Raw genomic sequence first — 18,904 nt, forward strand, 5'->3', positions numbered from 1 at the left:
GTTGTTTGATGAGTAGAGTTGTAATCACAGGTATGGGTGCAGTGACACCTGTTGGAAATGACGTTGAAACATTTATTGCAAATATTTTTTCTGGCAAAATCGGATTTGATAAAATTACAAAGTTTGATGCATCTGAGACAGGAATAACAATTGCTGCCGAGGTAAAGGGTTTTGACCCTACATTGAGAGTTGGCAAAAAACCTTCTAAGCGAATGGACTTGTTTTCTCAATACGCTGTTGATAGTGCTGTTGCTGCAGTTGAGCAAGCTGGAATTGATGAGACAAATACTGATTCATTTGACATGGGTGTTATCTATGGCTCTGGTATTGGTGGATTGACCACTATTCAAGAACAGGTAACCAAAATGAATGAGAAGGGTCCACAAAGAGTGTCACCACTTTTTGTTCCGACGGCAATCGTCAATATGGCAGCTGGTAATATCGCATTGCGTTTTAAGGCTAAGAATATTTGTACTGCCATTGTGACTGCATGTTCTTCTGGAACAAACGCAATTGGTGAAGCATTTCGACAGATTCGTGAGGGTCGTGCAAAGGTAATGCTGGCAGGTGGTTCCGAAGCTTCAGTTAATGAAATCGGAATTGCTGGTTTTGCTGCGCTAACAGCACTGTCAAAAGAAACGGACCCAACACGTGTCTCAATTCCTTTTGATGTTGATCGTTCTGGTTTTGTGATGGGTGAAGGAGCAGCTACCTTAGTGTTAGAGAGTTTGGAACATGCACAGGCACGCGGAGCTAAGATTTATGGCGAGGTTGTTGGTTATGGAAGTACATGTGATGCCTTTCATATGACTTCTCCGGATCCAACCGGTGAAGGAGCAGCTAGAGCAATGCAACAAGCAATTACTGAGGCAGGTGTCACACCTGATGATGTTGGCTATATTAATGCTCACGGGACTGCAACGCATGCAAATGATGTAGGAGAATCTGTTGCAATTAATCGCGTCTTTGGTGAAGACAGCAAGGTCAAGGTAAGTAGTACTAAGAGTATGACAGGACATCTGTTAGGAGCCGCAGGAGCACTTGAAGCAGTAATAACTTTGGCAGCACTTGAAAAAGGCCAATTACCAGTGAATGTTGGAATGAAGACGCAAGATCCCGAATGCCATGTTAACGTGGTTACTAAAAATCAACAAGAGGCACCAGAACTTGAATATGCAATCAGTAATTCACTAGGTTTTGGCGGCCATAATGCTGTTTTGGCATTTAGAAAATGGAGTGAGTAAGTTTGGATTTTATCGAAATACAAAAACTAATATCTGATTTTAATGATTCACCAATGCGTGAACTAGAGATTGAAACAGAAGGCTTAAAACTGAAATTAAGCAAGAATGAACTATCTACACAGATGGTTCAGCAGTTACAAACCAATGCAAAACCTCAACAAGAATCTAAAAAAGCAGAGAAAGATTCCAAGCAGATATCTCAAAATACGACAGTTCCAACCCCAGGATTAACAATTGATGCTCCTATGGTTGGGAGTGTTTATTTGCAACCAGAGCCTTCAAAACCAACTTTTGTCAAGGTGGGTTCAGCAGTCAAAAAAGGTGATGTTGTTTGTGTCATTGAGGCAATGAAGATGATGACAGAAATAAAGAGTGATGTCACTGGAATTGTTAAAGAAGTTCTTGTTAAGAATGAAGAACTTGTTGAATTTGGACAACCACTTTTTAGAATCGAGGAGAATTAAAAATGGTACTAGATATTACTGAGATTCAGAAGATTATTCCGCATCGCTACCCAATGCTTTTAATTGATCGTGTTGACGAACTGGTTCCTGGCGAATCTGCAACAGCACGAAGAAATGTTACAGCGCACGAAGAAGTTTTTAATGGTCATTTTCCTGGAAATCCGGTTATGCCGGGAGTATTAATTGTCGAAGCTCTTGCACAAACTGGAGCGGTTGCTCTGTTGTCATTACCTGAATTCAAGGGGAAGACAGCTTATTTTGGAGGAATCAAGAATGCTAAGTTCAGAAAAGTGGTTCGTCCTGGAGACACGATGATTCTTAAAGTGACGCTGGACAAGATTCGAAATAATGTCGGTCTTGGCAAGGCAATAGCAACGGTTGACGGTCAAAAAGTCTGTTCGGCTGAGCTGACTTTTATGATTGGTTAAGGTAAGGTGATTTGATGTTTAAAAAAGTCTTGGTTGCTAACCGTGGTGAAATAGCGGTACGAATAATTCGTTCATTGAAGGAAATGGGAATAAAATCGGTTGCGATTTATTCAGATGTTGATCGTGAAAGTTTGCATGTTCAATTGGCGGATGAAGCAGTTTGTGTTGGAACCGCAAAGGCTCAAAATTCATATTTGAATATGAAAAATATTTTGAGCGCCGCTGTGGGAACTGGGGCCGAGGCAATTCATCCAGGCTTTGGTTTCTTATCGGAAAATAGTAAATTTGTTGAAATGTGTGAGGCTTGTGGCATCGTGTTTATTGGACCAAAATCCGAGACAATTGATTTGATGGGCAATAAGGCGAATGCACGTGAACAGATGAGACTAAGTGGAGTTCCGGTTATTCCAGGTAGTGAAGGTTTTATATCCAATGTAGAAGAAGCCCAAGAAGTTGCTTCAAAGGTCGGATATCCTGTGATGTTAAAGGCAGCAGCAGGTGGCGGCGGTAAGGGAATTAGACGAGTTGCGAGCCCTGGTGAACTTGGCAAGGCCTTTGTAGAAGCACAACAAGAGGCTCTTGGATCATTTGGCGATAATCGGATGTACTTGGAGAAGATTATGGAAAATGTTAAGCATATTGAGGTTCAGATTTTCCGTGATCAACATGGCAACGCAGTGTTCTTTCCAGAAAGAGACTGTTCATTGCAGAGAAATAAGCAAAAGATGATCGAAGAGAGCCCCTGCGATTTGGTTTCTGCAGAGCAAAGACAGTTTTTGGGAGAAATCTCGATTAAAGCTGCCAATGCGATTGATTATATCAATACGGGTACCTTGGAATACTTAATGGACAAAGATCATAACTTTTACTTTATGGAAATGAACACACGTATCCAGGTTGAACATACTGTGACTGAGATGGTGACGGGTGTAGACTTGGTTAAAGTTCAATTACAGGTTGCTGCTGGAGAAAAGTTGCCATTTGAACAGAGTGATATTAAGTGTCTTGGACATGCGATTGAATGCCGTATTAATGCTGAGGATCCAGCAAATGGATTTGCACCTTCAGTTGGTAAAGTTACGTATTTGTATTTTCCAGTTGGAAATCTTGGAATGAGAATTGACTCTGCACTTTATGCTGGGGCAATGATTTCTCCCTTTTATGATTCAATGATAGCCAAAGTTATTGCACATGGTAAAGATCGAAATGAAGCAATCGCTAAGATGAAACGTTTGCTAAATGAATTGGTTCTAGATGGAATTAAGACAAACCAGCAATTTCACTTGGCAGTGTTGTCAGATAAAAGCTTTGTGCAAAACCAATTTACAACGGAATATTTGGAGAAAGAGTTTATGACTGTATGGAAGGAGGGCATGTAGCCTATGCAACTGTTCAATGAATTAAAAACACTGGGTCAGAAGCATATCAAGGCGGATAAAAAGGCCAATGAACGTGTTCCTTCTGGATTATGGATAGCATGCCCTAAGTGTCACCAGTCCTTATATCACAAAGATCTTGGAATATTTCAAGTCTGCCCGAATTGTGAATATGGTTTTAGAATTACAGCAAGAGAAAGAGTCGCTTGGCTGGTTGATGATTTTGAGGAACTCGATGCGGATATGAAAACTACTGATCCGCTGAATTTCCCTGATTACGATAAAAAGCTAGAAAAAAGTCGCAAAAATACGGGACTAAATGATTCTATCTTGACAGGAATTGCAAAAATTCAAGCAGAAGAGTTTGCACTGGGAATTATGGATCCTAACTTTATAATGGGTTCTATGGGAACTGTTACTGGTGAGAAAATCACGCGTCTGTTTGAATATGCATTGGAAAAGAGGTTACCTGTTGTCTTATTTACTGCTTCAGGTGGTGCAAGGATGCAGGAAGGAATTCTTTCATTGATGCAAATGGCGAAGATTTCTGCTGCTGTGAAGCAGCATTCTAAGGCAGGCCTGTTTTATATTACTGTGTTGACTGATCCAACGACTGGTGGTGTAACTGCTAGTTTTGCGATGCAAGGTGATATAATTTTGTCTGAGCCTAGGGCTTTGATTGGATTTGCTGGAAAAAGGGTAATTGAGCAGACAATTCATCAGAAAGTTCCAAATAACCTGCAGGATGCAGAAACGGTTTTGGAACGAGGATTTATTGATGCAATTGTCCAAAGAAAAGACTTGAAGCAAAAATTAGAATGGTTACTAGGTTCCCACACTAAAGGGGGATTGGTTGATGGTTAATATCTTGGACAGGAAAAAGACTGCCGCACAAATAGTTGCAGGTGCACGCAATCAGGAAAAAATGTCTGCATATGAGTTAATCAATGGTATTTTTGAGGATTTCTTTGAATTACATGGCGATCGTCTTTCAGGTGATGATGCGGCAATTGTCGGTGGAATCGCCACGTTGGCCGGTAAACCTGTTACAGTTATTTCAACCAACAAAGGTGAAAGTGCGCAGGAGCGAATGCTGACACATTTTGGTTGTCCTCAACCATCGGGATACCGCAAGGCGTTACGCTTAATAAAACAAGCTGAGAAATTTGGACGAACTGTTTTTATTTTTGTGAATACAGCCGGTGCATATCCTGGAAAATCAGCTGAAGAAAATGGTCAGGGTGAGGCACTTGCACGTAACTTGTTAGAAATTAGTGATGTAAAAGTGCCAATCGTTTCAGTGATTTATGGTGAAGGTGGCAGTGGTGGTGCTCTTGCATTAGCCTGTGGAGATTCAGTATGGATGGTCGAAAATAGCATGTATTCAGTGTTGTCTCCGGAAGGATTTGCTGCAATTTTATGGAAAGACAGTAAACGTGCCGATGAGGCTGCAGAAGTTATGCAACTTACTCCTGAAAAACTGTTGGCACAAAAAGTTATTGAGGGTATCATTCCAGAGTCTCATTCACACAAAAGAGTGTGTCGGGCCATTAAGAAAACAATTGAACAAGAAATGAAAGAACTAGTAAAATTGTCGTCAGATGAATTGCTTATGAGAAGATATAAGAGATTTAGAAAATTTTAGATGGTGAGTGGAGGCATAAAATTGGAAAAGTTACTTAGTGGGAAAAAAATATTAATAATGGGAGTAGCAAACAAACGCAGCATTGCGTGGGGATGTGCTCAGGCAATGCTTGATAATGGAGCAGAATTGATATTTACATATCAAAATGCACGTCTTAAGAAGAGCATTTTGCGACTTGTACCGGATGAAGAACGCTTGGTTGAGTGTGATGTTTCAAGTGATGATAGTATCAAGAGTGCTTTTGCGGCAATCAAAGAGAAATTTGGTAAAATCGATGGAATTGTTCACGCCATTGCATACGCAAACAAGGATGAACTTGCTGGCGATATCATGAATTCCAGTCGTGAAGGTTATGCACTCGCACAAGATATTTCGGCATTTTCATTGATTGCTGTAGCAAAATATGGAATTGAAATCCTTAATGACCCTGCAAGTATTGTTACATTGACATACTTTGGTTCAGAACGTGCTATTCCTAATTATAATGTGATGGGTGTTGCCAAGGCAGCTCTTGAAGCTAATGTACGTTATCTTGCACGTGATATGGCTAAGTACGGTGTTCGTGTCAACGCAATTTCAGCAGGTGCAATCAAGACACTTGCTGTTACAGGGGTAAAGGATCATGGTGATTTGTTACGTATTTCCGAAGAAAGAACTGTTGACGGAAAATCCGTAACTACTAATGAAGTTGGAGGGGCCGCAGCATTTTTGGTTAGTGACCTTTCAACGGGCGTAGTTGGAGACATTATTTATGTTGATAAGGGAGTACATCTCATTTAGTTTACTAATCTAAAAAGTTGCTGAACACTTGTTTTATCAAAAAAATGCAAGTACACTAATAAGAGAATTCAACAAGTATAGATGAAAGCGGTGCTAGCTATTATGGAAACGGAACAAAAGGCGCTCTTTATTATTTTTGGTGGAACAGGTGATCTTGCCAAACGCAAGCTCTATCCTTCTCTTTTTCAATTATATAAAAAAGGAATATTAAAGGATAACTTTGCAGTGATTGGTACTGCTAGACGACCATGGACTGATGAACATTTACAAGAAGTTGTCAAAGACTCGATTATAAATGATGGTGCACCGCGGGATCAAATAGATGAATTTGCAGGGCATTTCTATTATCAATCACACAATGTTAATGATACGGAACATTATGTGACCTTACGTAAGTTAGCAGAAAAACTTGATTCGAAGTATCAAATTAAGGGCAATCGCTTATTTTATTTGGCAATGTCGCCACGTTTTTTTGGAACAATTGCAAAGCACCTGAAATCACAGAACATTGTGACAGATGAAGGATATAATCGCGTAATAGTTGAAAAACCATTTGGACGTGATTTTGAGTCTGCAAAAGAGTTAAATGATTCAATTAGCAAGTATTTTCCTGAAGAATCATTCTTTAGAATAGATCATTATTTAGGTAAGGAAATGATTCAGAATATAATGGCACTTCGTTTTAGCAATAATTTATTCAGGGCTGTGTGGAATAACCGTTATATTGATAACATTCAAATTACACTGAGTGAGGCTTTAGGTGTCGAAGAACGTGCCGGATATTACGAAACTGCAGGAGCATTAAGGGATATGGTGCAAAACCATATTCTTCAAATTGTTTCTTTGCTCACGATGAATATGCCTGCATCTTACTCAGAGTCCGATATTCGACGTGAAAAGATATATGCTCTTAAGTCACTAAAGAAGTATTCTCCAGCAAAGGTTGCTGAGAACTTTGTGAGAGCTCAGTATATTGCCAGTGATGGACGAGTTGGATATTTACAAGAAAATGAAATTGCCGATGATTCGACCACGGAAACATTCGTTGCTGGTAAGCTATTTGTCAACAATGAAAATTTCTCGGGTGTTCCTATTTACATTAGAACTGGTAAGAGGCTTACTCGGAAGACAACCAGAATTGATATTTCCTTCAAAGAAATGGAGACAAGCTTCTTTGATTCCAAAAAACTTGGACGAAATATTTTGACGATCAATGTTGAACCAGAGGGGCAGGTTTTCTTGCAGACTAATATTAAAAAGATTGGTCAAGGCTTTGATTTAGAACCTAGCCGGATGAATCTACAACTTAACAATGAGCATGAGGTCGTTCCAGAAGCGTATGAAAAGCTATTATTGGATGCATTACTTGGAGATGCAACTAACTTTGCTCATTGGGAAGAAGTTGCTTTTGCATGGAAATTCGTTGATTCTATTCGGGAAGCTTGGGATGCTGGTAATGGAAAATTATCAGAATATGAATGCGGTTCGATGGGGCCAAAAGAGTCGGAAGTTTTATTAGAACATGATGGAAATCATTGGGTATTTACCGGTGAATGAAAAGGTTAAGAAGAGTATGAGATAGTGTTGCAATGAAAACTTTGAATGCTAATATCTATTTATGAATACAGCACATTTTTCGTTGTGTATAATTGGAAGTTGGCAAGTGAATTTCAGCTTATGGAGTACGTTTATACGAAACCGATAAGGGAACTGAATCAAAACCATGATTCGGTTCCTTTTTGATTTTTTGAAAATTTGAGTTGAAATTTAATTTTAAGTGTGCAAGAAGCGAATATTGGATGATACATTCTTTTATTTGAAATCGAACGTCTGTTCCTGTATTATTTTATAGTGAGATGATGAAGGAAAGCAGGCTTGATTTATGGCTGAGAAGCGAAAAATAATTCATGTTGATATGGATGCCTTTTATGCATCTATTGAGATGAGAGATAATCCCAAAATCAAAGAAAAAGCTGTTGTTATTGCCAAAAATCCAAGACATACGGGTGGAAAAGGCGTTGTTGCAACTGCTAATTATATTGCACGAAGCAAGGGTATACATTCGGCAATGAGTGCACAAAAGGCAATGGAATTATGTCCTGATGCTGTATTTGTAACACCTAATTTTAAAAAATACCGAGCAGTTTCGGCTCAAATTCATGAGATATTTCATGAATATACGGATATAATTGAGCCTATTGCATTTGATGAAGCCTATCTTGATGTAACACAAAACAAAAAGGAAATTCATAGTCCTTTGATTATTGCAAGAATGCTGCAGCAAGAGATATTTTCAAAGACGGGATTAACATCATCCACGGGTATTTCGCACAATAAATTTCTTGCAAAAATGGCCTCGGATTATCACAAACCTATTGGAACAACTTTAATTCGAGAAGAAGATATATTGTCCTTTTTAGCACCTCTACCAATTGAAAAGTTTCGTGGTGTTGGAGTCAAGACAGCTGAAAAGATGCACGAGTTGAATATTAATACTGGTTTGGATTTGTTGAAAAAAAGCGAACTTGAATTAATTGCTAGTTTTGGCAAGATGGGTGAAATATTTTATCAACATGTACGTGGAATAGATGAACGCCCAGTTGAGTGGAAGAGAGAGCGAAAGTCAATGGGCAATGAAAGAACCTTTGCTCAAGCATTAAAGAGCACTACCGAAGTTGAAGAAATGTTTAATTATTTGGCAGGTCTCCTAATTGGTCAACTAATTAAACGCCAACTGCATGGTAAGACGATCGTAATAAAAGTTCGAAATAGTAATTTTGAAACGGTCACTAAGAGGCGGACACTGGATAATTTTTATCAAAATAATCAAGAGACCCTTGTTTTTCATGCATTACAACTGTTCGACGAGGTTCAAAGTAAAATTGATGTTCGCCTATTGGGTCTGACGATGACAAACTTAGCATCACTTCAGTTTGAGAATATTGAATTACCATTATGGCAAAGGTGACTCGCTTTGTATTTATCTTATTTTATCGGTATACTAGAGGTATTAAAATATTTTTTGATAAGGGGAAATAATGTATGCAGATTGTATGGCATGGGCATTCTATTATTGAAATAGTTACAGCAGACAAAACAAACATTTTAATTGATCCTTTTATTACTGGAAACAACTTAACAGACTTGAAAGTTACCGATTGTCATCCTGATTATATTCTAGTCACACATGCACACTATGATCATGTTGGCGATACCATTGAGATTGCTAAAAAGACTAATGCCAAGGTGATTGCAATCACAGACTTAGCAAGTTATTTGAATGAGCAAGGAGTTGCGGCAGAGGGATTGAATTTTGGCGGATCTTATCAGACTAATTTTGGAAAATTAAAGTTAGTACCTGCTTGGCATACTGCTGCACTTCCAATTGAAGGTTCAATTCCGCGGACATTAGGGGTTGCTGCAGGCTTTGAGATGCACATAGATGGTAAAGTTTTATATGATGCTGGTGATACAGCATTATTTTCGGATATGAAGCTGATTAATCATGGCAAGGGTGTAGACCTAGCCTTCCTCCCAATTGGTGATCATTTCACGATGGGAATCGAGGATGCTGTGATTGCTGCTGATTTTGTACAAGCAAAGCATGTTTTACCAATTCATTTCAATACATTTCCCGCCATTAAGCAGGATCCAATAGCATATCTTGAGCAATTAGAAGACGGTGTTGGAATCTCTGTTTCGATTGGCGAAAGTTTTGAAATTTAAGGAGAATTAGAATGGCAGTAGAACAGAAAATATTAGCAAAAATCAAGGAATTTGATACGATTATTATTCATCGGCATCAAAGACCTGACCCAGATGCATATGGATCACAATGTGGTTTGGCAGCTATTTTAAGAGCAAACTTTCCACAAAAGAAGATTTATCAGGTTGGAGAAAAAGTCCATGGCTTGGCATGGATTGCTGAACCGGAAGAGGTTGCTGACGAGCTATACCGAGATGCATTGGTAATTGTTACTGATACTGCAAATCAACCAAGAGTTGACGACCAGCGTTATTTAAATGGGAAAGCTTTAGTCAAGATTGACCATCATCCTAATGAGGATCCTTATGGGGAACCTTGCTGGGTTAAGACGGATGCTTCAAGTTGTTCAGAAATTATTGTCGATTTTGCAAATGTGAATGACTTGGTGATTCCAGATGACGCGGCAAGGATGCTCTATGCAGGAATAATTGGTGATACCGGACGGTTTATGTATGAAGCAACAACTGCGCATACTCTAAATGTTGCTGCCCAATTGATTGAGCACGATTTTGATGCCGCACAGATCAATCGTAGACTTGATAGTATTGAACTACCTGTTGCCAGATTAGCAGCTTATGTTTATGAACATATGGAATTTACTGAAAACGGAGCCGCTTATATTATTTTGACTAGTGAAGTTATGAAACAGTTCAATTTGAAGGATGCAAGTACTGCACCAATCGTTCCGTTGATTGGTAAAGTCGTTGGTGTAAAGTGTTGGACGATATTTGTGCAGCAAAAGGATGGCTCATTCAGACTGCGGATTCGTTCTAAGGCACCTGTTATCAACGAATTAGCAAAAGAATATGGTGGTGGCGGTCACCCGCTTGCGAGCGGAGCATTTATGCATGATGACCAGCAAATTCCTGATTATATAAAGAAGCTTGATGCAATTGCAGCAAGTTACACAGGAGAAGATTAATGAAGGAAACATTTGAACAATTTGGTTTTAATGACTATATCAATAAAGCCTTGAAAAAAATAAATTTTGATACCCCAACAGAGGTCCAGCAACGTTTAATACCAGTAATCAAAGATGGTAGAAGTGTTGTAGGCCAATCGCAAACGGGGAGCGGGAAAACACATACTTTTTTGTTACCAATTATTAATGCAATTGATCCCTCTGTTGAAGAAGTTCAGGCTGTAATTACGACACCAAGTCGTGAACTGGCTTATCAGATATATGAAGCAGCAAGACAAATTGTAGAAGAATATCCCGCACAAGAGCTAACTGCAGCCAATTATGTCGGTGGGACTGATAAACAACGGCAGATCGACAAGTTGAAGCACCGTCAGCCGCAAATTGTAATTGGAACACCAGGACGCGTACTTGATTTGGTAAAAAATGGTGCGTTAGACATCCATAAGGCACATTTTCTTGTAGTGGATGAAGCTGATATGACACTTGATTTAGGCTTCTTAAAAGAAGTCGATGCAATTGCTTCAACACTGCCCAATGATTTACAGATGCTGGTCTTTTCAGCAACTATTCCGGAAAAATTAAAGCCATTCTTGAAAAAATATATGCAGTCGCCCGTTGTAGAAGTTGTCGAAAACAAAAACATAATCAGCCCAACAATCGATAATTGGTTATTGTCGACGAAAGGTCGGGATCGTAATGGCTTGATCTACAAGTTGTTGACGATGGGACAACCTTATCTGGCATTGATTTTCACCAACACTAAAACAAGAGCCGATGAATTAACTGATTATTTAAGAGCCCAAGGTTTAAAGGTAGCTAAGATTCATGGCGGAATCGAACCGCGTGAGAGAAAACGTGTGATGAGAGACGTACAAAAACTTGATTATCAGTATGTTGTTGCAACTGATCTTGCATCGCGTGGAATTGATATTGAAGGGGTATCACATATTATTAATGATGATCTCCCTGATGATCTTGAATTCTTTATTCATCGTGTCGGAAGAACCGGACGAAATGGGATGAGTGGAATCGCGATTACCTTGTACGCTCCGAGTGATGATGAAAAGATTGCTGAACTCGAAGAGATGGGTATAAAATTCAAACCCAAAGCAATTAAGAATGATGAGATTGTTGATTCCTACGATCGAGATCGTCGTGAAAAACGTCATGTTAAGAGGGAACGACTTGATGGCAAACTTGTTGGAATGGTTAAGAAAGAAAAGAAGAAGAGAAAACCAGGATATAAAAATAAGATCAAGCGCGCAATTAAACGACAAGAGCAGCAGGACCGTAAGATTAACAGAAGACAAGAAACGCGTAATGAGCGTAAGAAACACTAATTGACTTTTTTTCACAGATTGGCTATACTTTTAATGTTTCAGGATATATTCATAATTATTTTAGTTTTTAGAGAGGGTTTGTTTTAGGTGGAAGAACCCAGCTAGTAGTTTGGATGCTCCCTGATGGGTATGTTCAGTATATAGTTACGTTAGCTCAACGTTATCGAGTCTAAAGAGGTAAACGACAAACATCGTTGCAAGTAAGGTGGTACCGCGCTAAGAAGCGTCCTTACTAGCAACGGTGTTTTTATTGTTTTTTTGAAAGGAAAGGGAAGAAATGAAGCAATTATCAAGTGCACAAATTCGACAAATGTATTTAGATTTCTTTAAGAGTAAGGGACATGAGGTAATGCAGAGTGCACCGCTTGTACCACATGATGATCCCACCTTACTATGGATTAACTCTGGTGTTGCTACAATGAAGAAGTTCTTCGATGGTTCTGTAGTACCAGACAATCCAAGAATTACCAGTTCGCAAAAGAGTATTCGTACAAATGATATTGAAAATGTTGGACATACTGCTAGACATCATACTTTGTTTGAAATGCTTGGCAATTTTTCGGTTGGAGATTATTTTAAGGAAGAAGCAATTACATGGGCTTGGGAATTGTTGACTAGTCCAAAATGGTTTGGGATGGATCCAGACAAGTTATATGTTACTGTTTATCCAAAGGATACTGAAGCAAAACGTATTTGGTTGGAAGAAGTTAAGCTTCCCAAGGACCATATTTATGAAGTTGAAGATAATTTTTGGGATATTGGTGAAGGACCTAGTGGACCTGATTCAGAAATCTTCTATGATCGTGGACAGAAATTTAATAATCTTTCGGAAGACGATCCGGAAAGCTATCCTGGGGGTGAAAATGAACGCTACCTTGAAATCTGGAACATCGTTTTCTCTGAGTTCAATCATAAACCAGATGGCACGTACGAACCATTACCACATAAGAATATTGATACGGGTATGGGGTTAGAGCGTGTTGTTTCTGTTTTCCAGAATGCACGCACTAATTTTGAAACAGATTTATTTTTACCATTGATTAAGAAGGCTGAAGAATTAGGGAATGGCGTAAAATATGGTGATTCTCCTGCAACGGATGTCTCATTTAAGGTTGTTGCCGATCATATTCGTGCCGTAACTTTTGCTATTGGCGATGGTGCTTTGCCTTCAAATGAAGGTCGCGGCTACGTTATCAGAAGATTGATCAGACGAGCAGTAATGCATGGACAGAAACTTGGAATTGATAAAGCATTTCTCTATCTTTTGGTACCGATTGTTGGGCAGATTATGAAATCGCATTATCCAGAAGTTCTTGAGCAATCTGAGTACATTGCTAAGGTAGTGAGAATGGAAGAAGATCGTTTTAATGAAACACTGAAAGATGGTCTACAGTTATTGAATGAGATGATTGCTGATGCAAAAGAAAAGGGTTCAAACAAACTCTCGGGTAAGCTCGCTTTTAAACTCTATGATACTTATGGTTTTCCATTTGAATTAACGACTGAATACGTGCAAGAACAGAATTTTACAGTTGATGAGGCTGAGTTTGATGAACAGATGAAGCAACAAAAGGAACGTGCACGTGCTGCTCGTAGTAATGCTAAATCAATGGGTGTTCAAAACGGACTTTTGACGGATATTAAGACGGAAAGCAAGTATGTCGGCTACGAGAAACTGGTTACTGTAGGAACACTGAAGGACATTATTGTTGATAATCAATTAGTTGATAATGTTTCTGCAGGGACCGCTGATTTGATTTTCAGTGAAACGCCTTTTTATGCTGAAATGGGTGGTCAAGTTGCAGATCAAGGCGTAATCATGGATAAAGCTGGTAATGTGGTTGCGAAAGTCACAAATGTACAACATGCGCCAAATGGGCAAAACATGCATACAGTCGAAGTTCTCAGTCCACTAACGATCAATCAAGGTTACAAGTTGGTTGTTGATGAGATGTTCCATAACAAGGTACGCAAGAACCATACGGCAACTCATCTGTTGGATCAGGCATTGCGCGATGTTTTAGGAGAACACACTCACCAGGCTGGTTCTTTGGTCGAACCAACTTATTTACGTTTTGATTTTACAAATCTTGGTTCTGTGACTCCTGAAGATTTACACAAGGTCGAACAGATTGTTAATGAAAAGATTTGGGCTAACCTCGAAGTCAATACAGTTGAAACGGACATAGAATCGGCCAAAAAGATGGGGGCGATCGCACTATTCTCTGAGAAATATGGTGATGTAGTTCGTGTCGTAAAAATTGGTGATTACTCAATGGAATTTTGTGGAGGTAATCATGCTGTTAATACCGGTGAACTTGGACTATTCAAAATAGTTGCTGAATCTGGTGTTGGTGCAGGGGTTCGCCGGATTGAAGCTGTAACTTCAAGAGAAGCTTTTGAATTTCTAGAGGAAAAAGGCAACTTGTTACAAGATGTTGCTAACCAATTGAAGGTAACACAGATTAAGGAAGTTCAACGAAAAGTTGAAGCTCTACAATCTGAAATCAAAGACTTAGAGCAGCAAAAAAGTTCTTTAGAGGCTAAGTTTGCAAACCAACAGGCAGCTGATATCTTTAATAGAAGTGAAAAAATTGGTGATCTGACACTGATTGCGTCGCAAGTTAAGGTGTCAGGGATGGATCAATTACGTCAGTTAGCGGACCAATGGAAAGAAAAGAATATTTCCGATGTTCTCGTCTTGGCAACGGCTACTGCTGAAAATAAAGTCAACTTGATTGTTGCAACTTCTCCAGTCGCTATTAAAGCAGGTGTAAAAGCGGGTGACTTGATCAAATCGATCTCACCTCTCGTAGGCGGTGGCGGTGGCGGACGACCTGATATGGCCCAAGCCGGTGGGAAGAAGCCAGAGGGAATTAGCAAGGCTTTGGAAGCAGCAAAAAAATATTTATTAAAGTAGAAAAAGCAAGTTTGCTGCAGGTTTTATTTTTCTTGAATTATTGATCTTAAATCCGCTACCAAGTTTGATTGCTAAAAATACATTGCGTCGTTGAGATTTTAGATGAAAATAGCAGGAAGTTGTTAATTTTCTGTTTATAATAAAAAGGACTTTCACAGTGATGTGTGTCTTCAGAAGTTTTTCCGACTTTGAAGACAGCTCCTGGATAGTCCTTTTATTTGTATATTACATGAATTACCACGATTTTGAAGAGAGGTGACATAGGCCGATATAATTTAACTTTTGGTTCAGTCTTAAGTGTTTGATAAAAAATTAAATTCCTGGATAAGCATACTCTAAGCGAGTGTTATTCTTAAGTTTCTTGATATTAGTTACCCCAGCAAGAAGCATTGTATTTAGTAGTTCAGTACGAAGTTGTTCTAAAACCGAGGTTACTCCTTTAGAACCACCAAAATGAAGCCCATAAAGAGGTGCACGACCAATTGCTACTAGATCAGCTCCAAGTGCAAGAGCTTTGAAGACTTGTTGACCACGTCTAATACCACTATCAAATATGATAGGAACACGCTTGTTTACTGCCTCGGCGATTTCTGGAAGAGCCTTGATGGTTGAACGAATTCCATCCAGCTGACGACCTCCCGTATTTGAAATCCAGATGCCATCTGCTCCATTTTCGATTGCACGAATTGCATCTTCACCAGATTGGATTCCTTTAATTAAAACAGGTAAACCAGTTTGCTTTTTGATCTTAGCGATTTCATCTGGGTTGATATCTCGTTTACGGTTGTTGACTTTTAAAATATCAAGTCCGGTGGGATATTCGGGAAATGCGGCAAGCTGACGGAAAGGTAAATCAGGATCAAAATCAAAATGATTACGAATATCACGTTCACGACGGCCAAAACTTGCTCCAAAAACACCGACAACAATAGCTTTCGCACCTTGTTGAACAGCTTCATTTAGCAAAAAGTCGTTCAGATGTTGATTCTGGTCAAAACTGAATTGATAAAACCAAGGAGCCGCTGGAGTTGATCCATGAATTGTTTTGAGTAGCTGATTACTGAAAGTTGAAATGGTCATTAAACTACCAGCATTAAAAGTGCCTTTGAGTGTTCCTGATTCAGCTGAAGAGTGTACCAGACCATGTGCAGCACTTGGTGAAACAATAATTGGGGTCTTTAATTTTATGCCCAGAATTTCTGAGGTGGTATTACCTTTACTTTCATCAAGTCCATGTATAACACTTGGGACAATTTCCCAGTTGTCAAAATCACTGATATTATGATGAAGTGTATGCTCAGCACCGGCACCACCAACAATAAAGTCAGCTTCTTTTTCATGTGCAGCAGCTGCCATTGACTTTTCGAATTCTCTTTCTAAATCTGGAATATTAATAATCTCAAGTTCTTTTTCGACTGAGCTTGTATTGTATGACATATTGACAACTCCTTTTTGATTTTAATTAGTAATTGTATTATTGAAGATGATGTACTTAATAAAGATAAGACACCTAAAAATGAAAATAAATGGCAAGACTATAGAGTTCAAGTGATGCATATTCAATCGTTATGTATGTTTTGCAAACTAAGTATTAACATCCATAATCTCTCTGGATAGATTCTAGTAAGACATAAAAACGCCCCTTGCTTATGCAAGGGACGTTCTACCGTGGTACCACCCATATTCGTAATAAAATAAATATACTACCTCAAGACACAAAAATGCCCGAGATTATAACGTATCTCAACGTATTTTGAGCTTGCACTCTCAATATGACTCCGGATTCATCTTCAAGAGTTCGTTTAATCTGTCCTCACACTATACGACAGTCGCTTGAATTTACTAGAACGGTCTACTCTTTCCATTTGCGTCTAAAATATTAAAATTACTAATTTATCATGAGCTTATATTATATAAAAAAAAATGTCAAATAAATCTTTAAAATAAGAATAATGAGTTTTGTGAGTATTGAATTAATGAAATAAAGATGAAAACGGTAATTATTTTATGCTGGATTCTAAGGGTAAAAAATTGTAAAAGAGCAAGTGGCTAGTTTTTTTAATTTTTTTCTTGACAAAAATAAAGATTCGATTAGAATGATACCTATAGTGTTAATAATCGAATGAAAACATCTTGAAGAGTAGAGTACAGAATTGAGTTTCTAAGAGAGCTTCTGGTTGGTGTGAAGAAGTGAAACAAGATATTTTGGAAGATGGACTCGGAATGGTGACGGTGAGTGTTGAGCCGTTGACGTGGTTGCAGACGTTACAATTGCAGGATTGTTGTATAGTTTTCTAGAGGCTGTGCAGCGGTTCGCTGAGGTGATAATCTATTATCACAAACTAAGGTGGTACCACGACTAGCTCGTCCTTTTTATAGGACGAGTTTTTTTATTTCGATTAAAAAATTACTGTGGGGGATAGAAAACAGAAAGCAAAAAAGTGAAGAAAGACTGCATAATAAAAAAGTGTAAAAAATGAGGAGTGTATTCAATTATGAAAAAGAAAAATATTATTATTTGGGCAATCGTAGCAATTATAATTATTATCGCGGGGTATTTTAGTTTTGGTGGGGGACAAAAGAAAGCCTCTAGTAAGACAGTCACTATTGGAATCATGTCAGGTGTTAAACAAGATGATGCAATTTGGAAGACAGTTGCTAAAACGGCTAAGTCAAAATACAATATTACTTTGAAATTCAAGAAGTTTACTGATTACTCACAACCTAACAAGGCTTTGACAAATGGTGATGTTGATCTCAATGCTTTCCAACATTATGCATTCTTAAATGCATGGAACAAAGCTAACAAAACGAATATCGTAGCAATCGGTAAAACGTTCATTACACCAATTCGTTTATATTCTAATAAGGTAAAAAGTGTTAAAGATATTCCAGATGGTGCAACAATTGCAGTACCTAACGATGCAACAAATGAGTCAAGAGCTTTGTATCTCTTAAAGAATGCAGGTTTGATCACCTTAAAGAATGATACTGACTTGGCAACAATTAAGACAATTGCTAAGAACCCAAAAAATTTGCAAATCAAAGAATTAGATGCTAGTCAGACAGCACGTTCATTATCAGATGTAACTGCAGCAGTTATCAATACCAACTATGCACAGGCGGCAAAAATTGATTACAAATCTGCAATTTATGTAGAACCAGTTAATAAGGACTCAGAACAATGGATTAATGTTATTGCAGCAAATAAGAAAGACAAGAACAACAAGGAGTACAAAGAAGTTGTTAAATCTTTCCAAACAGCAGAGGTAAAGAAAGCAATCAAGGCTCAATATGGTACAGCTGAAATTGCTGCATGGGATATTAAATTAAAATAAGTACAATTTGTTCATAGGCAGGAGGCTAAGAGTATATGGCTGTTGAAGCGATTAGATTAGAAAAAGTAAATGTTACGTTCACGCAAAAAAATGAGAAAGTTGATGCCGTAAAGGATGTGACTCTGCATGTTGAAAAGGGAGATATATATGGAATTGTGGGCTATTCAGGTGCAGGTAAGTCAACCTTAGTTCGGGTAATCAACTTGTTACAGCGTCCTACTTCTGGAAAGGTCGAAGTAAACGGTGAGATCTTGTATAAGAAAGATGTTTCTGGTGAGAAGATTATCAGTAATAAAAAGTTGCGTGCAAGAAGACGAAAAATAGGAATGATTTTTCAACACTTCAATCTGCTTAATGAACAAACTGTAATACAAAATGTTGCTTTTGCATTGAAGCACAGTAATTTGAAAGAAAAACATATTTTGGAAAAGGCAAATAAATTATTGGATCTTGTTGGTTTGAGTGATAAAGCAGATGTATATCCCGCACAGCTTTCAGGGGGACAACAGCAACGAGTTGCTATCGCAAGATCATTGGCAAACGATCCGGATATTCTGATTTCAGATGAAGGCACTTCAGCACTTGATCCCAAAAATACAATTCAAATTCTTGATTTGTTAAAAGAAATTAATGAAAAATTGGGATTAACAGTCGTTTTAATTACCCATGAGATGGATGCTG

General features: G+C 38.4%; 16 protein-coding genes and 1 other annotated feature. Of the genes, 15 read left to right on the plus strand and 1 reads right to left on the minus strand.

Translation table 11 applies throughout. The features are described 5' to 3' along the window. Positions 1-8: 8 nt before the first annotated feature. The 13 genes from fabF to alaS all read left to right on the plus strand — a co-directional run bounded on the left by fabF (position 9) and on the right by alaS (position 14,885). Positions 9-1,244: a beta-ketoacyl-ACP synthase II gene (fabF, locus tag GSM_RS01095; RefSeq protein ID WP_003688273.1), complete on the plus strand. Its 1,236-nt coding sequence runs from the start codon at positions 9-11 to the stop codon at positions 1,242-1,244. Positions 1,245-1,246: 2 nt separating this feature from the next. Then, positions 1,247-1,708, plus strand: a complete 462-nt coding sequence (accB, locus tag GSM_RS01100) for an acetyl-CoA carboxylase biotin carboxyl carrier protein (protein WP_003688272.1) — start codon at positions 1,247-1,249, stop codon at positions 1,706-1,708. A gap of 2 nt (positions 1,709-1,710) precedes the next feature. Further along, the gene (gene fabZ / locus GSM_RS01105; RefSeq protein WP_003688271.1) at positions 1,711-2,136 is read left to right on the plus strand and encodes a 3-hydroxyacyl-ACP dehydratase FabZ; all 426 of its coding nucleotides are present in this window, start codon (positions 1,711-1,713) and stop codon (positions 2,134-2,136) included. Between the two features lie 14 nt (positions 2,137-2,150). Continuing rightward, positions 2,151-3,515, plus strand: coding sequence for an acetyl-CoA carboxylase biotin carboxylase subunit (gene accC, locus GSM_RS01110; protein WP_003688268.1), 1,365 nt, complete (start codon positions 2,151-2,153; stop codon positions 3,513-3,515). Positions 3,516-3,518: 3 nt separating this feature from the next. Continuing rightward, the gene (accD, locus tag GSM_RS01115) at positions 3,519-4,376 is read left to right on the plus strand and encodes an acetyl-CoA carboxylase, carboxyltransferase subunit beta (RefSeq protein ID WP_003688266.1); all 858 of its coding nucleotides are present in this window, start codon (positions 3,519-3,521) and stop codon (positions 4,374-4,376) included. Next, positions 4,369-5,157 (plus strand): acetyl-CoA carboxylase carboxyltransferase subunit alpha, encoded by a 789-nt coding sequence (gene accA / locus GSM_RS01120; RefSeq protein ID WP_003688263.1) that lies wholly within the window; start codon positions 4,369-4,371, stop codon positions 5,155-5,157. Before accD ends, accA begins: the two co-directional genes overlap by 8 nt. Before the next feature lie 21 nt (positions 5,158-5,178). Beyond that, positions 5,179-5,937 (plus strand): enoyl-ACP reductase FabI, encoded by a 759-nt coding sequence (gene fabI / locus GSM_RS01125; RefSeq protein WP_003688261.1) that lies wholly within the window; start codon positions 5,179-5,181, stop codon positions 5,935-5,937. Between the two features lie 102 nt (positions 5,938-6,039). Further along, positions 6,040-7,494 (plus strand): glucose-6-phosphate dehydrogenase, encoded by a 1,455-nt coding sequence (zwf, locus tag GSM_RS01130; protein ID WP_003688260.1) that lies wholly within the window; start codon positions 6,040-6,042, stop codon positions 7,492-7,494. A 325-nt stretch (positions 7,495-7,819) separates the two neighbouring features. Continuing rightward, entirely contained in the window at positions 7,820-8,905 is a 1,086-nt protein-coding gene (gene dinB, locus GSM_RS01135) for a DNA polymerase IV (RefSeq protein ID WP_003688257.1), read from the plus strand. Positions 8,906-8,979: 74 nt separating this feature from the next. Then, positions 8,980-9,663: a metal-dependent hydrolase gene (locus GSM_RS01140; RefSeq protein WP_003688255.1), complete on the plus strand. Its 684-nt coding sequence runs from the start codon at positions 8,980-8,982 to the stop codon at positions 9,661-9,663. A gap of 11 nt (positions 9,664-9,674) precedes the next feature. Next, positions 9,675-10,625, plus strand: a complete 951-nt coding sequence (locus GSM_RS01145; protein ID WP_003688252.1) for a DHH family phosphoesterase — start codon at positions 9,675-9,677, stop codon at positions 10,623-10,625. Then, positions 10,625-11,965: a DEAD/DEAH box helicase gene (locus GSM_RS01150; protein WP_003688250.1), complete on the plus strand. Its 1,341-nt coding sequence runs from the start codon at positions 10,625-10,627 to the stop codon at positions 11,963-11,965. Before GSM_RS01145 ends, GSM_RS01150 begins: the two co-directional genes overlap by 1 nt. A gap of 277 nt (positions 11,966-12,242) precedes the next feature. Continuing rightward, the gene (gene alaS, locus GSM_RS01155) at positions 12,243-14,885 is read left to right on the plus strand and encodes an alanine--tRNA ligase (RefSeq protein WP_010077687.1); all 2,643 of its coding nucleotides are present in this window, start codon (positions 12,243-12,245) and stop codon (positions 14,883-14,885) included. 312 nt (positions 14,886-15,197) lie between these two features. Here the strand turns inward: alaS and GSM_RS01160 are convergent, their stop codons facing one another. Then, positions 15,198-16,322 (minus strand): alpha-hydroxy-acid oxidizing protein, encoded by a 1,125-nt coding sequence (locus tag GSM_RS01160; protein WP_003688236.1) that lies wholly within the window; start codon positions 16,320-16,322, stop codon positions 15,198-15,200. Positions 16,323-17,009: 687 nt separating this feature from the next. Then, positions 17,010-17,260, plus strand: a binding site (T-box leader). A gap of 120 nt (positions 17,261-17,380) precedes the next feature. Between GSM_RS01160 and GSM_RS01165 the strand changes: the two genes are divergently transcribed. Further along, positions 17,381-18,223, plus strand: a complete 843-nt coding sequence (locus GSM_RS01165; RefSeq protein ID WP_003688234.1) for a MetQ/NlpA family ABC transporter substrate-binding protein — start codon at positions 17,381-17,383, stop codon at positions 18,221-18,223. Between the two features lie 35 nt (positions 18,224-18,258). Next, the coding region (locus tag GSM_RS01170; protein ID WP_010077688.1) for a methionine ABC transporter ATP-binding protein at positions 18,259-18,904 on the plus strand (646 nt) is incomplete at its 3' end.

The organism is Liquorilactobacillus mali KCTC 3596 = DSM 20444, from assembly GCF_000260415.1.
In the GTDB taxonomy this organism is placed as follows: domain Bacteria; phylum Bacillota; class Bacilli; order Lactobacillales; family Lactobacillaceae; genus Liquorilactobacillus; species Liquorilactobacillus mali.